Annotated in this window: 11 protein-coding genes and 1 tRNA gene; 4 read left to right on the top strand and 8 right to left on the bottom strand. The window is 67.6% G+C overall.

Going from position 1 to position 22,255, the window contains the following annotated elements:
- The first annotated feature begins 125 nt into the window (after positions 1–125).
- A complete protein-coding gene (locus ACPDIT_RS06460) occupies positions 126–3,710 on the top strand; it encodes an NPCBM/NEW2 domain-containing protein (RefSeq protein WP_423442356.1) in 3,585 nt (1,194 codons plus the stop codon).
- A 17-nt stretch (positions 3,711–3,727) separates the two neighbouring features.
- Here ACPDIT_RS06460 and ACPDIT_RS06455 read toward each other — a convergent pair whose 3' ends face one another.
- The gene (locus tag ACPDIT_RS06455; protein ID WP_423442355.1) at positions 3,728–5,386 is read right to left on the bottom strand and encodes a glycoside hydrolase family 5 protein; all 1,659 of its coding nucleotides are present in this window, start codon (positions 5,384–5,386) and stop codon (positions 3,728–3,730) included.
- Between the two features lie 478 nt (positions 5,387–5,864).
- On the opposite strand from ACPDIT_RS06455, the gene ACPDIT_RS06450 reads away from it, so the two are divergent.
- Positions 5,865–6,659 carry a Crp/Fnr family transcriptional regulator gene (locus ACPDIT_RS06450; protein WP_423442354.1) on the top strand — a complete coding sequence of 265 codons (795 nt, stop codon included), beginning with the start codon at positions 5,865–5,867 and terminating at the stop codon, positions 6,657–6,659.
- A 3-nt stretch (positions 6,660–6,662) separates the two neighbouring features.
- On the opposite strand, the gene ACPDIT_RS06445 is transcribed toward ACPDIT_RS06450, so the two are convergent.
- Positions 6,663–9,017 (bottom strand): heavy metal translocating P-type ATPase, encoded by a 2,355-nt coding sequence (locus tag ACPDIT_RS06445; protein WP_423442353.1) that lies wholly within the window; start codon positions 9,015–9,017, stop codon positions 6,663–6,665.
- Between the two features lie 560 nt (positions 9,018–9,577).
- Positions 9,578–9,662, bottom strand: a tRNA-Leu gene (locus ACPDIT_RS06440).
- Positions 9,663–9,875: 213 nt separating this feature from the next.
- Between ACPDIT_RS06440 and ACPDIT_RS06435 the strand changes: the two genes are divergently transcribed.
- The gene (locus ACPDIT_RS06435) at positions 9,876–11,690 is read left to right on the top strand and encodes a glutamine--tRNA ligase/YqeY domain fusion protein (protein WP_423442352.1); all 1,815 of its coding nucleotides are present in this window, start codon (positions 9,876–9,878) and stop codon (positions 11,688–11,690) included.
- Here the strand turns inward: ACPDIT_RS06435 and ACPDIT_RS06430 are convergent.
- The 3 genes from ACPDIT_RS06430 to ACPDIT_RS06420 all read right to left on the bottom strand — a co-directional run bounded on the left by ACPDIT_RS06430 (position 11,687) and on the right by ACPDIT_RS06420 (position 16,703).
- On the bottom strand, positions 11,687–12,295 hold the full coding sequence (locus tag ACPDIT_RS06430; RefSeq protein WP_423442351.1) for a Maf family protein: 609 nt from the start codon (positions 12,293–12,295) through the stop codon (positions 11,687–11,689). The genes ACPDIT_RS06435 and ACPDIT_RS06430 overlap by 4 nt on opposite strands.
- A 36-nt stretch (positions 12,296–12,331) precedes the next feature.
- Complete coding sequence (locus ACPDIT_RS06425) at positions 12,332–13,387, bottom strand: hypothetical protein (RefSeq protein ID WP_423442350.1); 1,056 nt, start codon at positions 13,385–13,387, stop codon at positions 12,332–12,334.
- A gap of 154 nt (positions 13,388–13,541) precedes the next feature.
- Positions 13,542–16,703, bottom strand: coding sequence for a family 78 glycoside hydrolase catalytic domain (locus tag ACPDIT_RS06420; protein ID WP_423442349.1), 3,162 nt, complete (start codon positions 16,701–16,703; stop codon positions 13,542–13,544).
- Positions 16,704–17,156: 453 nt separating this feature from the next.
- On the opposite strand from ACPDIT_RS06420, the gene lnt reads away from it, so the two are divergent.
- Positions 17,157–18,836 carry an apolipoprotein N-acyltransferase gene (gene lnt, locus ACPDIT_RS06415; RefSeq protein ID WP_423442348.1) on the top strand — a complete coding sequence of 560 codons (1,680 nt, stop codon included), beginning with the start codon at positions 17,157–17,159 and terminating at the stop codon, positions 18,834–18,836.
- Positions 18,837–19,073: 237 nt separating this feature from the next.
- Here lnt and ACPDIT_RS06410 read toward each other — a convergent pair whose 3' ends face one another.
- Positions 19,074–20,807 carry a tetratricopeptide repeat protein gene (locus tag ACPDIT_RS06410; protein WP_423442347.1) on the bottom strand — a complete coding sequence of 578 codons (1,734 nt, stop codon included), beginning with the start codon at positions 20,805–20,807 and terminating at the stop codon, positions 19,074–19,076.
- 135 nt (positions 20,808–20,942) lie between these two features.
- Entirely contained in the window at positions 20,943–22,223 is a 1,281-nt protein-coding gene (locus tag ACPDIT_RS06405; RefSeq protein ID WP_423442346.1) for a M48 family metallopeptidase, read from the bottom strand.
- Between the last annotated feature and the right edge of the window lie 32 nt (positions 22,224–22,255).

Below are 22,255 nucleotides of genomic sequence, written 5' to 3'. Positions count from 1 at the left end.
GCAAACGCCGTGGCGGCGTGTGCAGTCGGCGTCGGGATTTGCACTGGCCTTCGGTCCCCGTGCGCGAGCAAGCTGTCGAGGGGCGCGCCGGAGAAGATCGGGCACGCCCACCGAGGCCAACCACCATGAAGAACCTCGCTCCAGTCTGGAATCGGATCCCCGGCCTCCTCGTGGGGGCACACCTCCTGGCCGCGGCCATCGAAAACGGTGCGCACGCATCCGAGGGAACGCCCCCGTTCTGGGCCCACGCACAGCGCCCGCCCATGGGCTGGAACAGCTGGGATTGCTTCGGCACCACCGTGACCGAGGCCCAGACGCGTGCGCAGGCGGACGTCATGGCCGCCCTGTTGCGCCCCCATGGCTGGGAATACATCGTCGTGGACATCCAATGGTACGAGCCGCAGGCACGGGGCTACGGTTACCGCGAAGGCGCCGAACTCACCATGGATGAATGGGGCCGGCTCTGGCCCGCGACCAATCGGTTTCCCTCCTCCGCCCACGGAGCCGGTTTCAAGCCCCTGGCCGACTACATTCACCACAAGGGCCTCAAGTTTGGTGTCCACCTCATGCGCGGCATCCCGCGTCAGGCAGTGCATCGAAACACCCCTGTCAAGGGTACATCGTACCGCGCCCGCGACATCGCCAACACCAACAGCGTGTGCCCGTGGAACCCGGACATGTACGGCGTGCAAGCCACCCATCCCGGCGCACAGGCCTGGTACGATTCCGTGTTCGAGCTGCTGGCCGCGTGGGGCGTGGATTATGTCAAGGTGGACGACATCAGCCGGCCCTATCACGATCACGAAGGCGAAATTGAATTGATTCGCCGGGCCATCGATCGCTGTGGTCGGCCCATGGTCCTGAGTCTGTCGCCGGGCGAAACCCCGCTGAGCGCCGGCGACCACGTCGTCCGCCATGCCAACCTTTGGCGAATCAGCGATGATTTCTGGGACAACTGGCCGGCCCTGTGGGAGCAGTTCGAGCGTTTGCATCAGTGGACTCCCTTTCGCGGGCCGGGGCACTGGCCGGATGCGGACATGCTCCCGCTGGGGGTTTTGGAGTTTGGCCGGCGCACCACCCGGTTCACCCGGGACGAACAGGTCACGTTGATGACGCTCTGGTGCATGGCCCGTTCGCCCCTCATGTTCGGGGGTGATCTCACCCGGTTGGATGCCTGGACGCTTTCGTTGCTGACCAATCGCGAGGTGTTGGCGGTCCATCAAAGCAGTCGCGGCAACCGGCAATGGTTTCGGCAGGAACATCGCATTGCATGGATCGCGGAAGACCCGGCCACGGGAGACCGGTTCCTGGCCCTGTTCCATGCCCCGCCGCCAGCGTCCCTGGATCCCGACCGCGCCGTCTGGCAAAGCCCCTTGGTGAACGGCCAAACGCCGGGGCAGGGCGTGGAAGTGGATGTGGCGCTCCACGGGGCACGAGAATTGTTCCTGGTGGTCACCGATGGCGGCGATGACAATTTCGGCGACCACGCCAACTGGGTCGAGCCGCGCCTTGTGATGGAGGGGGGTGAACTGGCCCTGGTCGATTTGCGGTGGCGCTCGGCACAGACCGGCTGGGGCCAGATCGGCATCGGCCGCGACGCCGGGGGCGGCCCCATGCGGGTGGCGGGCCGCGTCATCACCAACGGCATCGGCACGCACGCATTCTCGGTGCTGGCCTATGACCTGCCGACCGGCGTCCGCCGCTTCCGCGCCTTTGCCGCGCTGGACGACGAGGCAGTGCGCCTGCCGCGCGGGGCCACCGTCCGATTCCTGCTCTTCACCAACGATCCTCTCCCCACCTCGCCGCCCTGCACGGTCTCCGTGGACCTCACAGAACTGGGCTTTTCCGGGCCGGTGCGCGTGCGGGATTTGTGGGCCCAACAGGACCTGGGCCGGTTCGAAGGTCGCTTCGGCGTGGAACTGCGACCGCACGCGGCGGGTTTGTACCGGTTGACGCCGGTGCGTCGTGCGTCCTCCACAGGTCAGCCCGGCGCCACCCGCTTGTGGCGATCTGCGGCGCCGGGCTCGGCTCCCCGCTCCCTGCCCCCGTCCATGATCGGGGAAAAGCTCGACCGCGGCCTGATCGCCTTTCTCCAGACCAACGGGCAGACATTTGTGAGCTGGCGGCTCCTGCTCCGGGACCCGCCCGCCGTGCGTTTCTGGGTGGATCGCAGCCCGGACGGCCAAACGAACTGGCAGCCGTGCACACCCGAGCCGCTGGCCGACCGCTGCAACTTTGTGGATCCGCACAGCGCTGGCCGGCGGTGGTTTTATCGCGTGCGCGCGCTGGGGCCGAACGGGCGCGTCGAAACCTCGGCGCCGGTCCGGGCCGAACCGGTCGAGGGCCCCACCGCCTTCCGCCGCATCCGTCTCCAGGGCAACTACCGATTCGACAAGGTCGGCCTCGGGGATTTGGACGGTGACGCAGCCCTCGACTTCGTGATCAAACAACCCCACCAGGTCAGCGACCCCGGGGTGTGGCGGCCCAGCGAGGACACCTTCAAGCTCGAAGCCTATCGCAGTGACGGCACGTTCCTGTGGCGACGCGATCTCGGCTGGAACATCGAGCAGGGCGTCTGGTGGTCGCCCCTGCTGGTCTACGACCTGGACGGGGACGGGTGCGCCGAGGTCGCGGTCAAAACGGCTCCCACGGACGTGGATTATCGCGACGCGACCGGCCGGGTCACGCGCGGCCCCGAATGGTGCTCCATTCTCGACGGCCGCACCGGGCGGGAGCTGGCCCGGGTGGACTGGCCCGAACGCGGCAATGTGGCGGACTGGGGGGATCCCAACAACAACCGTGCCTCGCGCCACCTCATGGGCGTGGCCTACCTGGACGGGCGCCGGCCCGCCCTGCTGCTCCTTCGCGGCACCTACACCAAGATGGTGGTCCACGCGTATCATTTCCAGGAAGGCCGACTGGTGCCCGTCTGGCAGTGGTGTGGCGATGACGAACGACCCCCTGTCCGCGGCCAGGGCATGCACGGGGTGCATACCGTGGACCTGGACGGCGACGGCCGCGATGAAATTGTGCTCGGCGCGGCCGTGCTGCGTCCCGGCGGCCGCCTCTTCTGGAACCTGGGCATGGGCCACCCGGACGCGGTGTACGTGTCCGATGTGTTGCCCCATCGGCACGGTTTGGAAATCATGTACGGCTTCGAAACCCGCCAGCCGCGTCACGGAATCTGTCTGGTCGAGGCCCGCACCGGCCGCCTGATCTGGGGTTGCGATCATCCCACCGATCATGTCCACAGTCAGGGGATGTTCGGCGATTTTGATCCGGACCATCCCGGGCCGGAGTTCTATGCCGGGGAAAAATTCAAGCCGGACCGCTGGGTTTACGGTGCCCGGGACGGCCGGCTGTTGTCGCAGGAAGACCTGGGCAGTTTGTCGCCCTGCGCCCTTTGGTGGGCCGACGGCTGGATCCGCTGGGTTGCGGTGCGCGGGCGGATCGGTCCGTACCGCGGTCCCGGCATGGACGTTTATGAAGGCCGGGTCGTTGCCGTGGGGGATGTTTTGGGCGACTGGCGCGAAGAACTCATTACGTGCGTGCCGGGCGAGCTGCGCATTTACACCACCACGCGGCCCTCGGGCAGCCGGCGGTTGTGCTGGCTCCATGATCGCGCCTACCGCACGGGCCTGGCCCATGCCGCAATGGGTTACCTCTTTCCGCCCCAGCCAACCGGTTCGCTGATCCTCACGGTGCCCTGAGCCGTGCGGTGGTTTCTTCAGCCGCGAGGCTTTTCATTGCGGGCAAACCACGATCGCAGCAACTGCTGACGCTCCGTGGGACTCGCCGCCGGACGTGTGTCCCGCCGGTCCTCGCCGTGTTCCACGCTCCAGCCATGCCATTCGCGGAACGCGTGATAACTCCAGTCCCAGCCCCACGCCTCGAAGATGTCGATCAGGTCGCGGAGATAACGGGCAGCGCTCCCGTCCGGGGCCCAGCGAATGGCGCTGAATTCGCCCACGTAGATGTGCATTCCGTAACGAAGCTGGAACGCACGCACGGGTTCCAGCACCGCCTCGAGTCGACGCTTGTCCCAAAACTCGCCGCGGATCGGCCCGGGATACCGGAGCGGCTCCCCCGAATCGTAAACGCCCTGATGCGTAAAGGCATGAGGCTCGTACATGTGCACGCTGTACACCACGTTCGAGACCGCCAGCGGCACAAAATCCACAAACCCCGCTGGTCCGCCCCAGCCGGCCGGTTCCACAATCAGCGTTCGCGTGGGATCGACGCCCCGGATTGCCCGCGCCACCCGCTCCGCCAGCGCCGGCCAGTCGTCGCAACCCTCCTCCACGAAATTCTCCACCGGCTCATTGACCAGGTCGTAGCCCCAGAGGATCCGATGACCGCGGAACCGTCGCGCGATGCGTTCCCACACCTCGACAAGTTTGGCCTGCGCCCGCGGATTCGTGAACAACTCGTCGTTGGCGGCCACGTAACCGCCCGCGATGGCACGCCCGCCGGGCGGCGAATGCAGATCCACCACCACATACAATCCATACCGCTCACACCAGGGCAGCGCCGCCTCGAGCTTCTGCAGTTCCCCCTCCAGCCAGGCATCGTAGGTGTCCAGCGAAGGCCGTTCCCCGGGTGCCGCCTGCCGGACCAACTGCCACCGCACCAGATTCGCATTCCATTCCCGGCCCAACACTCGGAGCCCTTCCGGATCGATGTGCGGACTCACCATGGCACCGCGCAGACGCGGCAACGGATGTCCCTTGTACGGTTCCGACGGCCTCGAAGCCGGCGCGGGCCGGGGTGGGGCGGCAATGGTCAGGCGCACGTCATCGAACCATACTTGCCCGGCCACTTCTTCCAACCCGAGCACCAGCCGCACCGCGGTCGCATCCGACGGAATTCGCGCCGTGAAGGCCACCCGCTGCCAGTCGAAACTGCCGGACTCGATTTCCGCCTGCGGCCACAACCGGCGCTGGGGAGTTTCCACCGCCAACATGAACTTGATGCCATTCCAGGGTCGGGGCTTGGGTGTGATCCCCTCCGCTCGGACCCGGGCCGTGCCACGGATCAGGCAGCCGCGCGCCGACTCCACCGGCAGGCTCCGCCGCACCACCGTCGAACCGCCCGCCGCGCCGGCTGCGCGTTGCAATGTCAGCGCCCGACCTCCCTGGTAACCGGGTCCCCAAGCCAGGGGTCCCTCCCAGCCCGCGGCAGGTTCGGCCTCCTCGAAACCCGTCTCGTACCACGCCGCAGAAGCGGGCGCCGCGGCCAGGCGCACTTCGCTTCCGCCACAAACGAGAAGCACGAGCACCTGGCAAAGTCCGGAGACGGCCCGGTACCGGGCGCCGTCAGGGGTCGAAATGAATCGGGCTGGCCGGCGGAACGCTTTCATTTCCTCGATTTCACGTTGGTTCGTCATGGGGGCAATCGTCGCCCCGGGCGGTGCGGCAGCAAAACCGACTCCCTTCTAACGCAACGCCCGCCGTGGGCAATGCGATTCTGCCGGCGCGCCCCTCGAATGGAGATCGGAACGCCCGGCACGGTCCGAGCGAATGCGGTTGCCCCTCGCGTGTTTCGAGTCCAAAGTTAAGCGGTTGCGGGCGGGTGACGATGCATTGCAAATCTTACAAGCGATTGGCCATGACCGGGGGCTGCGCCAAAAGCAGGCCCGCGCCTTCGGGGCCCTGGCCAACGGGCTTGGCCCGAGAGGATCAGACGGAAACCGATGCGGCGAGGGCGCGGCGTGCCCCGGCGAGGGCACGGTTCTCAGGCACCTCGTCCGCCTCCATGGCAGTGCGGCGCCTGCCCCCGACTCGTTGGCGAGCGCGTTTCACACCGGCCCATCGATCCCTGTGGCCCCGACGCCTCCACGGGGACGGACCCTGGATCTCGGTGCGATGTCTCTCGAAGAACTCAGACGCACGGTCATCGTAAGCACCCTGCGAACCACCCGGCTGTTCGGAGGGCTGCCCTCCGAGGACCTGTCGGAAGTGGCCGCGATCACCACGGTCAAACCCCTGGCCAAGGGTGAGTATTTGTTCCGCCAGGGACAGCCCGCCCGCGGGTTTTACATCGTCCAGAAAGGGGCGGTGAGCGTGCATCGCGTGACCCCCACGGGCAAAGAACAGGTAATCTGCGTTTTTCGCGCCGGCGAAAGTTTCGCCGAGGCCGCCCTGGTTTCGCCGGGAGGCTATCCGGCCGATGCTCGCGCGGTCGAAGCCTCCCAGGTCCTGCTGGTGGAAAAGGAGGGATTCCTGGCACTGTTGCGGCGACATCCCGAGCTGGGCCTGCGCATGCTGGCCTCCATGAGCCTGCATTTGCGCACCCTGGTGGGGCAATTGGAGGATCTGGCACTCAAGGACGTCGAGACCCGGCTTGCCAACTGGCTGTTGAAACGCTGCCCGGCCGCCTCCGATCAACCGGTGACCATCCAGTTGGATGTCACCAAGCGGGTGTTGGCGTCGGAGCTCGGCACCGTGAGCGAAACCCTCTCCCGCACCTTTGCCCGGTTCCGGCGGGACCGACTCGCCCTCGTGAAGGGGCGGACCATCACCATCCCCAACCCGGCGCGGCTGCGCCAACTGCTCCTGCAACGACTGGGCGAACCTGCCCCCGCCGGAGATTTGGAAACGGAGCCGCGCGGCCGGCGCATGCACGCAGTGGCCCTCGATACCCCCTGTGCGCAGCCCTGACGGCTAGACGACCGCGGGCCACCAGCGTCGCAGCCGCAGCGCGTTGCCGATCACCAGGAAATCCGACAGCCCCATCGCCAGCGCGCACAGAACCGGGCTCAAAAACCCCAGCGCCGCCAGCGGCACACCCAGCGCGTTGTAAAAAAACGCCCAGAACAGGTTCTGATGAATCGTCCGTAAACTCGCCCGGGCCAGAGCGAGTGCCTCCGGCACCGCCCGCAAATCCGCCCGAAGCAACACCAGGTCCGCGGCCTCGCGGGCCACATCCGTGGCACGGGCCACGGCAATCCCCAGGTCGGCTTGCTCCAGGGCCGGCGCGTCGTTGATCCCATCCCCCACGAAGGCCACCCGTTCCCCTTGCGCCTGCAGCCGCTGGATCTCCCGTGCCTTGGCCTCGGGCCGAACCTCGGCCAGCACTTGCGTCGCGTCCAGGCCCAGATCCCGGGCCAGCACCTGCGCCACCGCTGCGCTGTCCCCGGTCACCATCCCGACGCGCAGCCCCATTCGATGCAATGCCCGGACGACTTCAACCGCGCCGGGCTTCACCGCGTCCCGAACCGCGAACAGAGCCACCAGGCGGTCGTTCCGGGCAAAACCCAGCACCGTGGCCGCCTGCTCCTGCCACTGGCGAACCAACTCGGCTCCGGCATCGACGGCCACACCCTCCTCTGCCAACCACCGCAACGCACCCAGGCGCAACTCGACCGGATCGCCTTCCGGTCCTGCGCCCGCCGGGGCCAGCCGCGCCCTTACACCCGCACCGCGCACTTCGCGCCATTGTTGCAGACCGGGCGCCCCGGCCTCTGCACCCTCGCGGCGGAGTCTCTCTCGACTGTACGCGGCCACCGCCCGGCTCATCGGATGAGCCGAGGGTTCCGCCAACGCAAGCACCAAGGGCCACAGCCCGGGCTCGACCTCTGCCAGCACTTCCGCCGCGACCACTTCCGGCCGGCCCTGCGTCAGCGTGCCCGTCTTGTCGAACAAAACGGTAGTCAATCGCCCCGCCTTCTCCAGCGCCACACCGTCCCGGATCAAAATGCCGCGGCGCGCAGCCACGTTGGCCGCGGCCATGATGGCCGCCGGCGTCGCCAGTCCCATCGCGCACGGGCAGGCCACGATCAAAACCGCCGCCGCAATTACGAAAGCCGCTGCAGCCCCCTCCGGAGGCGCCGCCGGCCACAACCAGGGCGCCAGGGCGTCGTGGACCCGGCGCGCCGACTCCGGCCAGACTCCCCACCACAGCCCTGCCGCCGCCGCCAGAGCGATGACCGCCGGCACGAACACCGCGCTCACCCGATCACCGAGTCGCTGAATCTCGGCCCGACTCTGCTGCGCCCGTTGCACGGCGCCAATGATGTGTGCCAGCACCGTGGCCGCGCCCGTGGCCGTCACCCGCATCACCAGCCGCCCGTTCAACACGGTCGTGCCCGCGAACAAGCGCGCCCCGGGCCCTTTCTCCACAGGTACGGACTCGCCCGTCAGCATCGATTCGTCCACGGCCGATTCCCCCTCCAGCACCTCACCGTCCACCGGCACACGATCGCCCGGTCCCACCATTACCCGGTCTCCCACGCGCAGGGCGCTGACCGGAACCACCTCCTCGGCTTTTGCAGGACCCCCTGTCACGCCGGGCCCGGCGCCGCTGAGGCGCCGCGCCCGGGGCGGCCGCAGATCCATCAACGCCCGGAGCGCATCCGAGGCCCGGGCGGTCATGCGAGCTTCCAACCAATGACCGAGACTGATCAGGGTGATGATCGCCGCGGCTTCCATGAAATACACGTGATGGCCGCGGCCCGTTGCCAACACCCACGCGCTGTACAGGTATGCGGTCGACGAGCCCAGCGCCACCAGCGTGTCCATGTTGGCCCCGCCGACGCGCAACTGTTGCCAGGCCCCCCGATAAAAGGGCGCCCCGCAAAAGACCTGGACCACGCTGGCCAGACCGAACCCCATCCAGTGAAACCACCGCTGCATGCCCCACCCGAACACCCACTCGCCCAGCATCAGCGGGACCGTGCCAGCGATGCCCACCCACAGATTCCACTGCCACCGGCGTACCCGTTGACCGACCCCTTCCAACACTTCTTCACTCAGGGGCTCGGCCCGATACCCTGCGCGTCGCAATGACTCCACCAACACGCCGGGCTGGGGCGATGCGCCGGACCGCCACCGCACCGTGGCGCGTCCGTTGCCCAGCTCCACGAGCACCTGATCCACCGCCGGGACCGCCTGCAGCGCCTCGGTCACTTTGCGCACACACCCCTGACAGTTCATGCCCTGCACCGCCAGCACGGTCACGGCCGCCTCCGGGCTCTCCGGGTTCGCCTCAGTGAGATGCTCGCTCGCCGTCGAATCCATACGCCTTCAGTCTAGCACTCTGGGGAAAAAGTGCCAGTTTTTTAGGCGGCCGGCGCGGGAACGCGGCGGGCGATATGCGGGGGGTTGGCTTCCGCCGACTCCCGTCGGCGGCTACAGGGAAACTGGTAGCCGCCGCCGTCAGGCGGCGGACCAGGAGACCTGAAGACAGCCCGCTGCCTGGCCGGCTGTCGAACAAAGCCCGGTTTCGAAGGAGTGAGCGTCGGTTTTCGGGGAAAACCCGCGTGTTTTTTCCAAGCATAATGACATGTCGAACAGCCTCGCACGATGGCAACCTCCGCGGCCACGGATCGGTCCGCGAATTGACCCGCCAACCTCCATCGCAGCTTTCCTGAGATCCGCCGACTCCCGTCGGCAGCTACGTCGTCGGCACCCCATAAGGCCCGAGTCCCGTGAACCCCGGGATTTCGACCCAACGTCGTGTCCACGAGATGGACGAGCGTCGGCTTTGCGGCGAAATCCGTCGGCCCCGTGTCTTCGAGGAGAGACTCCGTCGAAAGCGAATCTCGAAGGAGTGCGGGGCCAGCGGGAAAAATAAAATTTGGTGCCCGCGACAGGATTTGAACCTGTACGGTGTTACCCACTAGAACCTGAATCTAGCGCGTCTGCCAATTCCGCCACGCGGGCACTCCGAATGGCACGGCAATATATACCTCACTCCACGTCATGTGGCAAGAGGGGGGCTGAACCGGCAACCTTTGGCTGGCTCGAGTGACTCGCACCCCTGGACACACGCCGCCCAACACCCGGGGAGTTTCAATCCCCCTGCGGGCCTTGCCAGCCATCACCGGCCGGGGCATTGCCTTCCGGGGCCGTCCCCGTGTAGCTTCAAGCCTGTTTATGACGAAACCGACAGCCGGGGACGTGGGCGGCCCGGAGACGCCGCCGAGTGATTTCATCCGCGACATCGTCCGCCAGCATCTCGCGGAGGGACGGTACGAGCGGATTCACACCCGCTTTCCGCCCGAGCCGAACGGTTACCTCCACATCGGCCACGCCAAAAGCATCTGCCTCAACTTCGGCATCGCCCGCGAGTTCGGTGGCATCTGCAACCTCCGGATGGACGATACCAACCCCACCAAGGAGGACATCGAATACGTCGAGGCCATCTGCGAGGACGTGCGCTGGTTGATCGCCGGTTGGGCTGACCACTGTCTCGGCCTCAAACCCCGGGGCCGAAAACCGGACACCGTGAGTCGCAACGGTGCCACGGATTATTATCTGCCCGCGGTTGTGGGACCCGCCACCTCCGATGCGTTGGAACCCTTCTTCGCCTCCGACTACTTCGAGCAGCTCTACGAATTTGCGCTGCAGCTCATCCGCAAGGGCAAAGCCTACGTTTGTGACCTGTCGCCCGAGGAGACCGACCGTTACCGGGGCGCCCCCGACCGGCCCGGTCGCGAAAGCCCCTGGCGCAACCGCAGCATCGAGGAAAACCTCGACCTCTTCCAACGCATGCGCGCCGGCGAATTCCCGGACGGTGCCCGCACCCTCCGCGCCAAGATCGACATGGCCTCGCCCAACGTCTGGCTGCGGGATCCGGTCCTGTACCGCATCCGCCATGCCGAACACCACCACACCGGTCGCGCCTGGTGCATCTACCCGACCTACGACTTCGCCCACTGTCTCAGCGATTACATCGAAGGCATCACCCACAGCATCTGCACCCTCGAGTTCGAGGTGCACCGCCCCCTGTACGACTGGATCCTCGAAAACCTCGACCTGCCGCGGCCGCTGCCCCGACAATACGAGTTTGCCCGTCTGAACCTCTCCTACACCGTCATGAGCAAGCGCAAGCTGCTGCAGTTGGTGCGCGAGGGAGCCGTCCGCGGCTGGGACGACCCCCGGCTGCCCACCCTGCGCGGCCTGCGCCGGCGCGGCGTCACACCCGAAGCCATCCGCAACTTCGCCTACCGCATCGGGATCACCAAGTACGATGGCTTGACGGAAATGGCCGTCCTGGAGCATGCGATCCGCGAGGACCTGAACCGGCGTGCGCTGCGACGCCTCGCCGTGCTCCGGCCCCTGCGTCTCATCATCACCAACTACCCCGAAGAGCGGGTCGAGGAGGTCGAGGCCGTCAACAACCCCGAAGATCCCTCCGCCGGGACCCGCCGTGTGCCGTTCAGTCGCGAGTGTTACATCGAACAGGAGGATTTCCTGGAAAACCCGCCCCCGCAGTTCTTCCGGCTCCGGCCGGGCGGTGAGGTCCGGCTGAAATACGCGTACATCATCCGGTGCGACGAGGTGATCAAGGATGCCTCCGGCCGGCCCGTGGAGCTGCGGTGCACGGCCGATCTGGAAAGCAAGGCCGGCGGGCGCAACGCCCAGCGCAAGGTCAAAAGCGCCATCCACTGGGTCAGCGCCCGTCACGCGGTGCCGGCCGAATGCCGGTTGTACGACCGACTCTTCACGGTGCCGGAGCCGGATCTGCTGCCCGACTGGCGTTCCGCCCTGAACCCGAACTCGCTCGAGGTGGTCACCGCCTGGTGCGAACCGGCGCTGGCCGCGGCCCGGCCCGAAGAACGGTATCAGTTCGAGCGCCTCGGCTACTTCGCACTCGACCCGGACAGTGCGCCCGGCCGGCTCGTCTTCAACCGCACCATCTCCCTCAAAGACGCCTGGGCCAGGGAGCGCCAAAAAGCCGGCCTCTAACGCCCCTCCGCCCCTTCCCGGGGCCGAATCCCAAAGCGCGCCAGCTCCAGCTCCACCCGTTCCAACGGCAACCCGACCACGTTGGTGAAGGAGCCGCTGATCTCTTCCACGATCCATTCCCCGTGATCCTGAACGGCATAGGCCCCCGCCTTGTCCAGGGGGTCGATGGCCCTCAAGTAACGCGTGATCTGGGCTTCCGTCAGCGCACGAAACCGCACCTCCGTGCGCACCGCGAACAACGCCTCCCGATGTGTCCGCAGATGCAGCACACTCACTCCCGTCACCACCTGATGCGTGCGCCCCGACAACGCCCGCAACATCCGGCGCGCATCCTCCCACGTGGCGGGCTTGGCCAGAATCTGCCGTTCCAAAAACACCAACGTGTCCGCCGCCAGCACCACCCCATCCGGATGCTGCTTGGCCACCGCCCGCGCCTTCCGGTGAGCGTTCAACTGACACAACTCCACCGGCGACAACTGATCCCACTCGAGTTCCGGCACCCGCGGCGGGATCACCTCGAATTCAAACCCCGCCTGGCGCAGCAACTCGGCCCGCCGCGGAGATGCCGAGGCCAGAATCAGCAGCGAAACAGGTTCGGTCTCCATGTCTGCCTCTGCCCTTCTGTTCGTTCGCCGCCCGCCCTATTCCACGAGATCGCTCCGGTGATTCACCCGGCTCTGGAGTTGATGCAGGATCGGTTGGGCCCGGGCCAGCGCGGTCTGGCCCGTTTGACCGCGAAACGACTCCAGACTGATCCGCACGACCGCGATGGGGTCGCCATTGCGATCCCGTAGCGGTGCGACCACCGTGGCGACCTCTTTGCCCGGCACGTAATACGGGCGGCCCTCCGACAACACCCGTTCCTCCGTGGGCCCGCCCGGCTGGCCCACGGCCCCCCGGTCCCGCGCCGCCACCAGTTCCAGCCGTGCAGATTCCCCCCGCGGCACGTACACCCGCAGATCGCGGACCCGCGGATACCGCTGCAGCAGCTCCTCCACCAGCTTTTGCGCCGGCGGCTCCAGCGGCGTGTACACCACGCGGGCCTCGGCGAAGTAGCTCACCGCATCGGACTTGGTCCAAAACCCCAGACGGCCGCGAGTGAACGAGGTGTCGGTCAGGGGCGGGATCAGTTCCCGACCGTTGAGGCGGCAGACAATCTGGTGGCCCCGGCATTCCACGCCCAGCTCGTGCCAGACGCCCGCCGGCACCTCCACTTGGGGCCCGATGGGCTGGCTCCGCAGCCCGTCGACGACCTTGTAAAACCGGAAGGTGTTGCCCAGGCCACTGGCACGGACCACGTAGAAGTTCCGCTCGTCCTGCCACCGAAACACCAACCCGGCCATCTGCTCGCGCCGGCCGCGCACCAGTTTGAAGCGCGTGGTGAACACGAAATCGCCGAACACCACCGGCTCGTACACCAGCATCGGAAAACGCTCGTCCGTATCGTCCTCGGACAGCTGCGCCAGCACCGGCCGCCGACTCACCACCGGGGCCTTGTCCGACAAGGGCGGCAGTTGGGAAGGGACTTCGTCCCAGACAATCTGCCAATTCCCGGGTGCACCCTGACCCGCCAGGACACTGCGAAATCCCTCGGGCGTCCGGCCGACCCAACCGGGGCCGAAGTCAAAGGCCAGTTCCGCCCCCGCAGCCTGCCAGGCCAACCAGCATCCAACCACCAGACATCCCAGCCGTTGCATCCGTGGCCAAGGTGGCAGAAGCCGCCCGTCCTCACAAGAAAGCGGTTCCGGCATGTTCCCTGCACCGCTTTTTCCCCCCGCGGCGAGTGGAAGCCCGCGCGCCCACCGTGTGCGGGCCACACCCCGGCTGCGGGGGCAATCCTCGGCGCCACACTCAAGGCGATGCCCCTCCGGTGGGCCAGGGACTTTCGAACCGATATCGTCCGCCCCCCACTTCGAACCGTGCCCGATTCCCCACCACCGGCAGGCTGCGCACCCCAGGCGCGCGGGTCGCCGGTTGCCCGGATTCCGCGACCGTTTCCGCAGAGCTCGCCGGCACCCACACCTCCGCCACAGTGTTGGGCGGAACCTCCACCTGCAACCGGAACCGGTTCTGCCGGCGTTCCCATTGCACCCGCACCGGACCCCGGATCGAAGCATGCTCCGCCCGCGCCCACGTGAGACCGCCCACCAGTTGCGGGGCCACAATCCAGCGCGCACCGCCGGGCACCTCCGGATCGGCCCGAATGCCCGCCACATGCTCCATGAACCACTGTTGGATGTGCCCCAGCATGCAATGATTCATCGAAGCGCCCGTTTCGGCGTCCCACGCCTCCGGCAGCGTCGTCCAACCGTTCTGCACGATGAAGCCGTAGCTGCCGCGATTCGTCCGCACCGTCATGGCATGGATGACCTCGTGCCTCCCAAACCGGGCCAACGCCTCGAGCAGATACGGGTGCCCGACATCCCCGGCCGTCTGCTGGTAACCGCGCTGACGAATGTCCGCCAACAGTCGCTCCAATACGGCCGCTTCGCAACCCTCCGGTACCAATCCCAACACCAGTGCCATGGCATGCGCACACTGGGGACTGCCCAGGTGCCGGTATTCCGACCGGCCATCGAACCATTCGCGGTTGAACGCTGCGCGGATGCGTTCGGCCAGGGCGGCATACCGCTCCCGGTCCCCGGCCCGGCCCAATACTCCGGCAGCGTCGGCCACCACGCGGGCGCACCGGTAGAACGTCGCCATGGCCGTGAGCTCCGGCGGTGTGAACTGCGACGGTCCGCGGGTTTCCTCGCCGTAATCGTACCAGTCGCCCAGGCCGGCCCGCGGCACCAGGTTCGTGGAGGTCTGTTCCATGAAATCCACGAACCGCCGCATGGTCTCGAACTGCTCCGCCAAGATGGAGCGATCGTCATACCACCGGTACAACAACCACGGCACCAACACGGCCGCCGCTCCCCACTCCGGCGTGTAATCAAAGGCCCCACCGAAGCGCGGATACCAGGGGGCCACCGTGGGCACCGAACCGTCCGGCTGCTGCGCATCCGCGCAATCGCGGGCAATCTTGCGATAAAAGGACGCCACGTCGTAGCGACCGGCGATGGCCGGACCCATGAGATAGGGCACTTCCAACCAGCCGAGCTTTTCGCGATGCGGGCAGTCGGTCAACACGTGCGACAGATTGGCCTGCACGGCCCGTTCGATGATGCGATCGATCGCGTTCCACAGGGGTTCGGAACACTCGAACCGGCCCACACGCCGCGCGTCGTTGCGCACGTGCACCGATACGAGTTCCTCGACCACGGGCAGTCCCCGAGGGTTGGGGTGCCCCCGCGGCACCGCGCCGATGACCTCCAGGTATTGAAACCCCGAGTAACTGAACCGTGGCTGCCAGGTCTCCACCCAGTCCCCGCGCAGCGTGTACTGCCAGTAGTTGGGACGGCCCACCCCGGCCGGGTTCACTCGACCCCGCCCGTCGTTGCGTCGCGGCGACATGCCGTGGCGCTGCTCTGCCGGGGTCAGCCGCACCAGCTGCCCCGCAGCCCCTCGAATGCGCAGCCGCGGCACAGCCGAGGCGTTTTGCCCGAAATCATACACGAACACCCCCGGCTCCGGCTCGTCGATGCGCACCGGCCGAAACACTTCCTGCTCCTTCAACGGGGGCGCGAAGGCCGCGCGCAGGCGGCCACCCGGCCCGTTCGTCGGCAGCGCCGGACTCCAGCCCCGGTCGTCGAACCCGGCACGCGTCCAGCCCGCCGGCTCCAGCCGCGCATCGTGATCTTCGCCCCCCAGAATGGTGCAGTGGGTGATCGGGCCCGGCGCCGTGCGCCAGCGGGGATCGGACACCACAACCTCCTCCCTCCCGTCCCGGTACCACACGTGCAACTGCAACCCCAGCCGCAACGGCTCGCGCCGGTGCACCCCGTGCACGCGGCGGTCCGCCGCGGTGTTGAAGAATCCCTTCCCCAACATCACGCCCAACGCGTGCCGGCCCGGCCGCAGCCGGTCCGTGACGTCGTGCGTTACGTAATGCACCGTCTTCGCGTAGTCCGTCCAGGGAGGATCCAGGAAGTGATCGCCCACCTTGCGGCCGTCCAGGTACACCTCGTGATGGCCCAGGCCGCACACATGCAACAGCGCCCGTCGCACCGGTTGGCTCACCACGAACTCGCGCCGGAACAGAGGCATGGGCTCCTGTCCGATCAGATGCCGGCCCCACGGATCGATTCCCAACGGGCCCAGCTCCCGCGCCGGCACCCAGTGCGCATCGGAAAATCCGGGATCGTTCCAGCCGGCCGGAGTTTCGCGAGCGCATCGCCACGAGCTGTTCACGGGCACAAACCACGTCGTCCCGCGATCCAGCACGATGGTCAGCCGACCGATCCAACCCGCCGGGCCGCCGTGGTTCTCCACCGCCACGGCCAGCGTGTTGGTCCCCGGACGCAACCGGTCCGCCAGATCGACGAAATGCACCGTGTCGGCCCCGCGAATCCGCCCGGCGAGTTTGCCGTTGGCATAGACGGCGGCCTGATCATCCGCCGCCAACAGAAATGCTGCCTGCACCACCACCGCATCCTCCGGCAGGATGAACACCTTGCGGAACGCCACCGTGCCGGCGGGTTCTTCGCCTCCCGGAGTGCCCTCCGGATGCCAAATCCAGACGCAACCTTCCAGGGGGGCCGGACCGGCCGGCCGGGCCGTGATCCATTGCGCCTTCCAATCCTCCGGCCGCAACAGGCCCATGATCCACCGGGCCGGCCGACTCCAGCCGGAAACGCGATCGTTCTCGTCCCACACGCGGACCCGCCAGTAACACTCCGCGTGGGTAACCAACGGCCGGCCCTGGTAGGCAATCTGGTTCTGCGCGCTCGAAACAACCTTGCCGGAGTCCCACCAATCGGCCTCCCCCCTGCGCAAGCGGGCCGGCGAAGAGGCCACTTGAATTTGGTAGGCGGTCTGACGCGCCCCGCGTCGGGACGCGACCAACTCCCAGCTCAAGCGCGGCGCCGGCGCGTCCACCGCCAGGGGATCCACCTGATCTTCACAACGCAACCGGGTCGGTTCCAGCGCGACCGCCTTCGGCGCCGATAATCCCCCGCCGAACGCGAGTGCGAGCAGGCCAACAACAAGCCACCCCCTCCGATTCGGAATCGCGCGGCTGTGCATGTGCGACAGTCTACGTTCACTGTAGATTCCCGTCCAGTCGGCCCGCGGGCAGGCTTGCGGGCAACCTTGCACGGCTCCAAACGAATGCGCCTGCGCGAGCTCGACCGCGTACGCCTCTCGGCCGTCGAGAACGGCAGACCCGAGGGATCGAAGCAGATCCCGGCCGCCCGGCCACGGCGTTCTCGATCGACCGCCCGGCTGACGGAACGGCGCGCAGGCCCCCGCGGCCCACCCGCCGAGAGCGCCGAGTTGCCAGGGTGGGGCTCGAGCGTCGCCAGTGACACCGCTGGCACAGCCGAGACTTGTTCCGCTTCCAGCGGTGCCGCCAAGCTGGATTCGTTGAGAACGGATACGGTCATTCGCGGAGCCCGCTACGGCGTTGCCCTGCTGGCCGGGCTGGCTCGGGCCCTGGCCGTCCCCACCGTTTCCTGGGCAGGCCTGGCCTGGGTGGCGCCGGCGCTCCTGGTCGCAGCCGGGCACGGAGCCGCACCCGGCCAACGTTGGCGGCTGGGCTATGTCGCCGGCCTGGTCCAGTATTTGGTGTCGTTGCACTGGCTGTTGGAGATCCCGGTGCGTGGTTATCCCGTGCTCGGCTGGCTGGCGCTGAGTGCCTACCTGGCACTCTATCCGGCGGCGTGGCTCTGGTGGGTCGGCGGCTTCGCGAGTGAACCGGGCCCGTGGACCTCGCGGACCCTGCGCGCGCTCACGGCCGCGGCGGCCTGGGTGACCCTCGAGATGGTGCAAGCGCGGCTGCTGGGAGGTTTCCCTTGGAACCTCTTGGGCGCCTCTCAACACGCGATGATCCCGCTCATCCAACTGGCTGCGCTCACCGGTGTGTACGGGCTGTCCTTTCTGATCGTGTGGGTTTCGCTGGGGTTGTACCACGCAACGCGCGCCATTTGGACGGAGCCGACTCGCCGGCACGCATGGTTGCCGGAGCTGGCGTTGCCCGGACTGGCGCTGGCCCTGGTCTTCGCCTGGGGTTGGCTCCGGGTCCGCCATTACGCGGAGGATCCTCATCCACTGCGCGTCACCGTGGTCCAACCCAGCATCCCCCAAACGCTGATCTGGGATCCGGGCGAAAACAGCAACCGATTCGCCGGGCTGCTGCAGCTTACTGCAGAGGCCCTGCGCGAACCCGCCGACCTGCTCCTGTGGCCGGAAGCGGCCATTCCCATGCCCATCCGGTATGACCGGGCCACCTACGAGGCCGTCACCGAGCTGGCCCGCAACCACCGCCTCTGGATGATCGTGGGCAGCGACGATGCCGAACCGGTCCGGGACGATCCGACCGGCCGGGCGACCGACTACTTCAATGCCACGTTCCTCGTCAGCCCCGAAGGCAACCTGCGGGCCACGTACCGCAAAATGCGGCTCGTCATGTTCGGGGAATTCATTCCCTTGTCGCGCTGGCTGCCGTTCCTGCGTTGGTTCACCCCGATTACCGGCCAGTACACGCCCGGACGCGACCCGGTGGTATTCGAGCTCGAACAGAGTGTTTCTGGCCCCGCCCGCTTCGCAGCTCAACCGGGCGCCAACCTGCGCACCGCCACGCTGATCTGCTTCGAAGATGTTTTTCCGCATTTGACACGACGGTTTGCCCGTCAGGGTCTGGACTTCCTGGTGAACCTGACCAACGACGGCTGGTTCGGCCAAAGCGCAGCCCAATGGCAACACGCGGCCAATGCTGTCTTTCGCGCCGTCGAAACCGGCCGGCCCTTGATTCGCTGTACGAACAACGGGGTGAGCTGTTGGATCGACCCCTTGGGCCGTGTGCGCGCCGTGCTCCGGGACCGTAGCGGCAGCGTCCATGGGGCCGGCTGGGCGCAATGGTTGGTGTTCCTGCCCGATCCGGCCGCGCGCCAGACGCCCACGTTTTACACACGGTACGGGGACGTCTGGGGCTGGCTGTGCGCGGCTTGGACGGTGGCGGCGGTCGGAGTGTCCATGATTGGCACACGGAGAGCCGGGCCGCAGAACCGGCGCTCGCCCAGGCTGCCCGCCTCCGCAACCGCGTGAAGGGTCGGACCGAAATCGGGCCTGCCCCGCCGCGACAAGGGACCGCGACGCGGGCGCAAGACAACAGCGCCAGCGAACTTCGGGGTCCCTCCGATGGGCGACGCTGCCGGCCAGAACCCGATGCTGTCGCGGCCTCCTTCGGCGGCGATTGCGGGAACTGGGGAACGTCCGCGGCACACGACGCGCGCCGCCGCGCGTGGTGTCAGGGCTGGCGCGGCCGGGCTCCGGATCGCCGGGTCAGCCCGCCGGAGGTGCGCGTCGCAGCACTGACTCCACCATGCGTTTTTCCTCGGGAAGCATCGGATGGTCGGCCGCCCGCGTGGCGTAGGCGCGCGCCTCTTCCCAGCGCCCCTGCGCAGCCAGCATCGTGGCCATGTACACCGCCACCTCCGGCCGTTGCCGCACCGATTCCGGCAGGCTTTCCAGCAACTCCAGCGCCCGCTTCGTATCGCCCTGTTGATGCAGCGAAAAGGCGTAGGTGGACACAAAGACAGGGTTGTTCGTATCGGCCAGATACACCTCGCGGGCCAGGCGGCGGGCGCGGTCCAGATCGCGTCCCAGCAGCAGGCCCAGGGCCGCCACGTTGTTCTTGATCTCCGGTACGTTCGGCTTCGCTTCCAACATGGCGGCGTACACCTGGTAGAGCCCGGCAGTGTCACCGGCGGCGTACCGGTTTTGCACCAACGACTGCCAGGCCCATTCGTGCCAGGGCGCCCGTTTCACCAGGACCCACAACACCTCGTCGGCCTCGGATTTCCAGCCCCACGTGGTGAGCACCTGGGCCACCGCCGCCAGGGACTCGCCGCGTCCGCCCGGCGCATTGAGCACCCTGCGCCAGTAGGCTTCCGCCAGGTCGCGCCGGCCGCGCTCCCGCGCCGCGCGCGTGAGCAGCGCCAGACGCATGGCATCCTGTTCCTCCCAATGCTGGGGCGCCAGCCAGGCTTCCAGGCCCGACCAGTCCTGGAGAGCCACCAGGACATCGGCCACAGCCAGGGTCACCGGGGGGTTCGTGCGCAACGCCAGGGGCAGAGTCTCCAACCAATCCCGCGCCTCCTGCGCCCGCTGGCGGTCGGTCAGCCAACTGGCCAACTGGGTGACGCGCGCTGCATTGGTGCCGGCCTCTTGCTGCAACTGCCGCAGCCAGGCATTCGTCTCCGGTCGCCCGGCCGCCACCAGGACCGTCAGGTGCTGCACCTTGTCGCCAAAGCCGGCACCCGGCAGTTGCAAAAGTCGTGCGGAAAACCGCTCGGCCGCGAGGGGATCGCCCTGCGTCAGGCTGACCGTGACGAGGGACCGCAGGGCCAGCAGGGCCAGATGCGGGTCTTCTGGGGAGTCGGCCAGTTCCAACAATTCCTGACGCGCGCGTTCGGCCACCGCCGAGTTCGTGCTCTGCACCTGAAGTGTGGCCAAATTGAGTCGGTGCAGCCGATTGGTCGGTTCCAGGGCGACCGCCTGCGTGAGATGCGCCACGGCGGCGTCGATGCGCCGTGTTTGCAGGGCCAGTTGCGAGGCCAGCACGTGGAAGCGCGCCAGGTTCGTCTCGCCGAGCCGGACCATCTCTTCCAGCGTTTGCGTGGCGATGGGGTAGGGGGGATTCTCCAGCAGCAGGGCGGCGCTGACCAAACGCAACCGATGCTCCGCCGTGGGTTCCAGTTCCACCACCCGCCGCCACCAGCCCAGCGCCAGGGGCGAGCGCAGTTCCGTCAGCAACGCGGCCAGTCGGCGCGCCGTCTCCGCGTTACGGGGGTTGGCCGCCAGGGCCTGACGCAGACTCAGCATCCCGTTGCGCAGGTCGCCCCCCTCGAGGTAGCGATCCGCCAGCTGCAGATACCGTCGCTCCTTGTACTGGCGATAGGCGGGGCGGCCCCACCAAACGCCGGCGCCGATCAACGCCAGCCCCACCGCCACCGCGCCCAGCCAGAGCCACAAGCGCCGTCGCGATTCGTCCATGGGTTCCACGTCCTCGCTCACAGTCCTTTCAAATTGTCAAAGGGGAGCCCGGAGTTGCACGCGGAAATCTCCAACCCCCCACCGGACGGTTCCCGATCCGGGCCGCAGCAACCGCGACGCCGCCCGTCCCCGGCGCCGGGCTCGGGACCCTTCCCGTCACGCGCTCGACCGGTCCCCCGCAGGTGCGGGCCCTCTCCCTGCTCTGGTCAGAGCCGCCAGACGTTCCTCCAACGAGGGATGCGACTCGTGCACCCAACGGTACCACGGGTGCGACGGCAGATTCATCAGGTTTTCCCGATGCAACCGTTCCAGCGCGCGGCACAAGGGTTCCGCCGTCCCCAACACCCGGGCCGCGAATGCATCGGCCGCAAATTCCCACCTTCGCGAGCAGGCATGGATCAAGGGCGCCAGCCACGCGCTCACCGGGCCGGCCCACAAGCCCAGCCCCACCAACAGGATCGCCGGTTCCGGCCCGGGAAACCCGAACGCCCGAAACAGGGACGGCACCTGCGCCGCGTACGCCGCCACGGCAAACGCGGCGAGCAAGCCCAGCGCGCTGCCGACCATCATCTTTTGCCAGTGCCGCAGTCGGTCGTGCCCCATCTCATGGGCCACCACCGCCTCCAGTTCCTCGGAGGCCAACTGGGCCAGCAACGTGTCGTAGAGAATCACCCGACGAAATCGGCCCCAGCCGGTAAAGAACGCGTTGGAGTGTCGCGTCCGCCGACTTCCATCCATCACCTGGATGTCCGCAAGTCGAAACCCGATGCGCCGGGCCAATGTCAAAAGCCGCTCGCGCAACGGGCCTTCCGGCAACGGGCTGAACCGATGAAACCAGGGCAGGATGATCACCGGCGCCAGCCAGGAGACCGCCCATTGCACAGCCACGACAAACGCCCAACCCCACATCCACCAACCCGCAGGGTCCCATCGCATCAGGCCCAACAAACCCACCAACACGGGCAGGCCCAGTACCGTGCCCAACAGCAACCCCTTCGCACGGTCCGCCCACCACGTCCGGGGGCGGGTCGTGTTGAAACCGAAGCGCTCTTCCAGATGAAACCGCTCGTACCACCGCAGGGGCCAGCTCGCCACGGACGCGCCGGTGAACACGGCCCAGACAAAACCCGCGTCGGCCCACACGCCGGTCCCGACCACCTGCTGCCACGCTTCCCACCCCCGCGCCAGCCACCCCGTCAACCACAACCCGGCCAGCAGCGCGGTCTCCCACAACAATTCGATTTCCCGAAACCGACTGCGCGCTTCGGCATAAGCCAGCGCCCGCGCCCGGCCGGATCCCTCGGAGCCTCCGGCCTCGGCGCAGCCCGCGACCTGCCGCAAATGCCGCCGATTGAGCGCCTCCAGCGCCCACTCTGCGCCCAAGCGCCCCGCCAGCACCGCCCCGGCCACCCACACCCACAGGTTCGTGCTCTCCATGCCCACAGATCTTCCGCGCCGGGGCGGGCCTC

Origin of the sequence: Limisphaera sp. VF-2, from assembly GCF_049537125.1 — a bacterium.
Classification (GTDB): Bacteria; Verrucomicrobiota; Verrucomicrobiia; order Limisphaerales; family Limisphaeraceae; genus Limisphaera.
This window is presented reverse-complemented; position numbering and strand designations above follow the sequence as displayed.

Coding starts and splice junctions, on each gene's coding strand:
- ACPDIT_RS06460 (WP_423442356.1), top strand. CDS start 126: ATGAAGAACCTCGCTCCAGTCTGGAATCGGATCCCCGGCCTCCTCGTG.
- ACPDIT_RS06455 (WP_423442355.1), bottom strand. CDS start 5,386: ATGACGAACCAACGTGAAATCGAGGAAATGAAAGCGTTCCGCCGGCCA.
- ACPDIT_RS06450 (WP_423442354.1), top strand. CDS start 5,865: ATGTCTCTCGAAGAACTCAGACGCACGGTCATCGTAAGCACCCTGCGA.
- ACPDIT_RS06445 (WP_423442353.1), bottom strand. CDS start 9,017: ATGGATTCGACGGCGAGCGAGCATCTCACTGAGGCGAACCCGGAGAGC.
- ACPDIT_RS06435 (WP_423442352.1), top strand. CDS start 9,876: ATGACGAAACCGACAGCCGGGGACGTGGGCGGCCCGGAGACGCCGCCG.
- ACPDIT_RS06430 (WP_423442351.1), bottom strand. CDS start 12,295: ATGGAGACCGAACCTGTTTCGCTGCTGATTCTGGCCTCGGCATCTCCG.
- ACPDIT_RS06425 (WP_423442350.1), bottom strand. CDS start 13,387: ATGCAACGGCTGGGATGTCTGGTGGTTGGATGCTGGTTGGCCTGGCAG.
- ACPDIT_RS06405 (WP_423442346.1), bottom strand. CDS start 22,223: ATGGAGAGCACGAACCTGTGGGTGTGGGTGGCCGGGGCGGTGCTGGCG.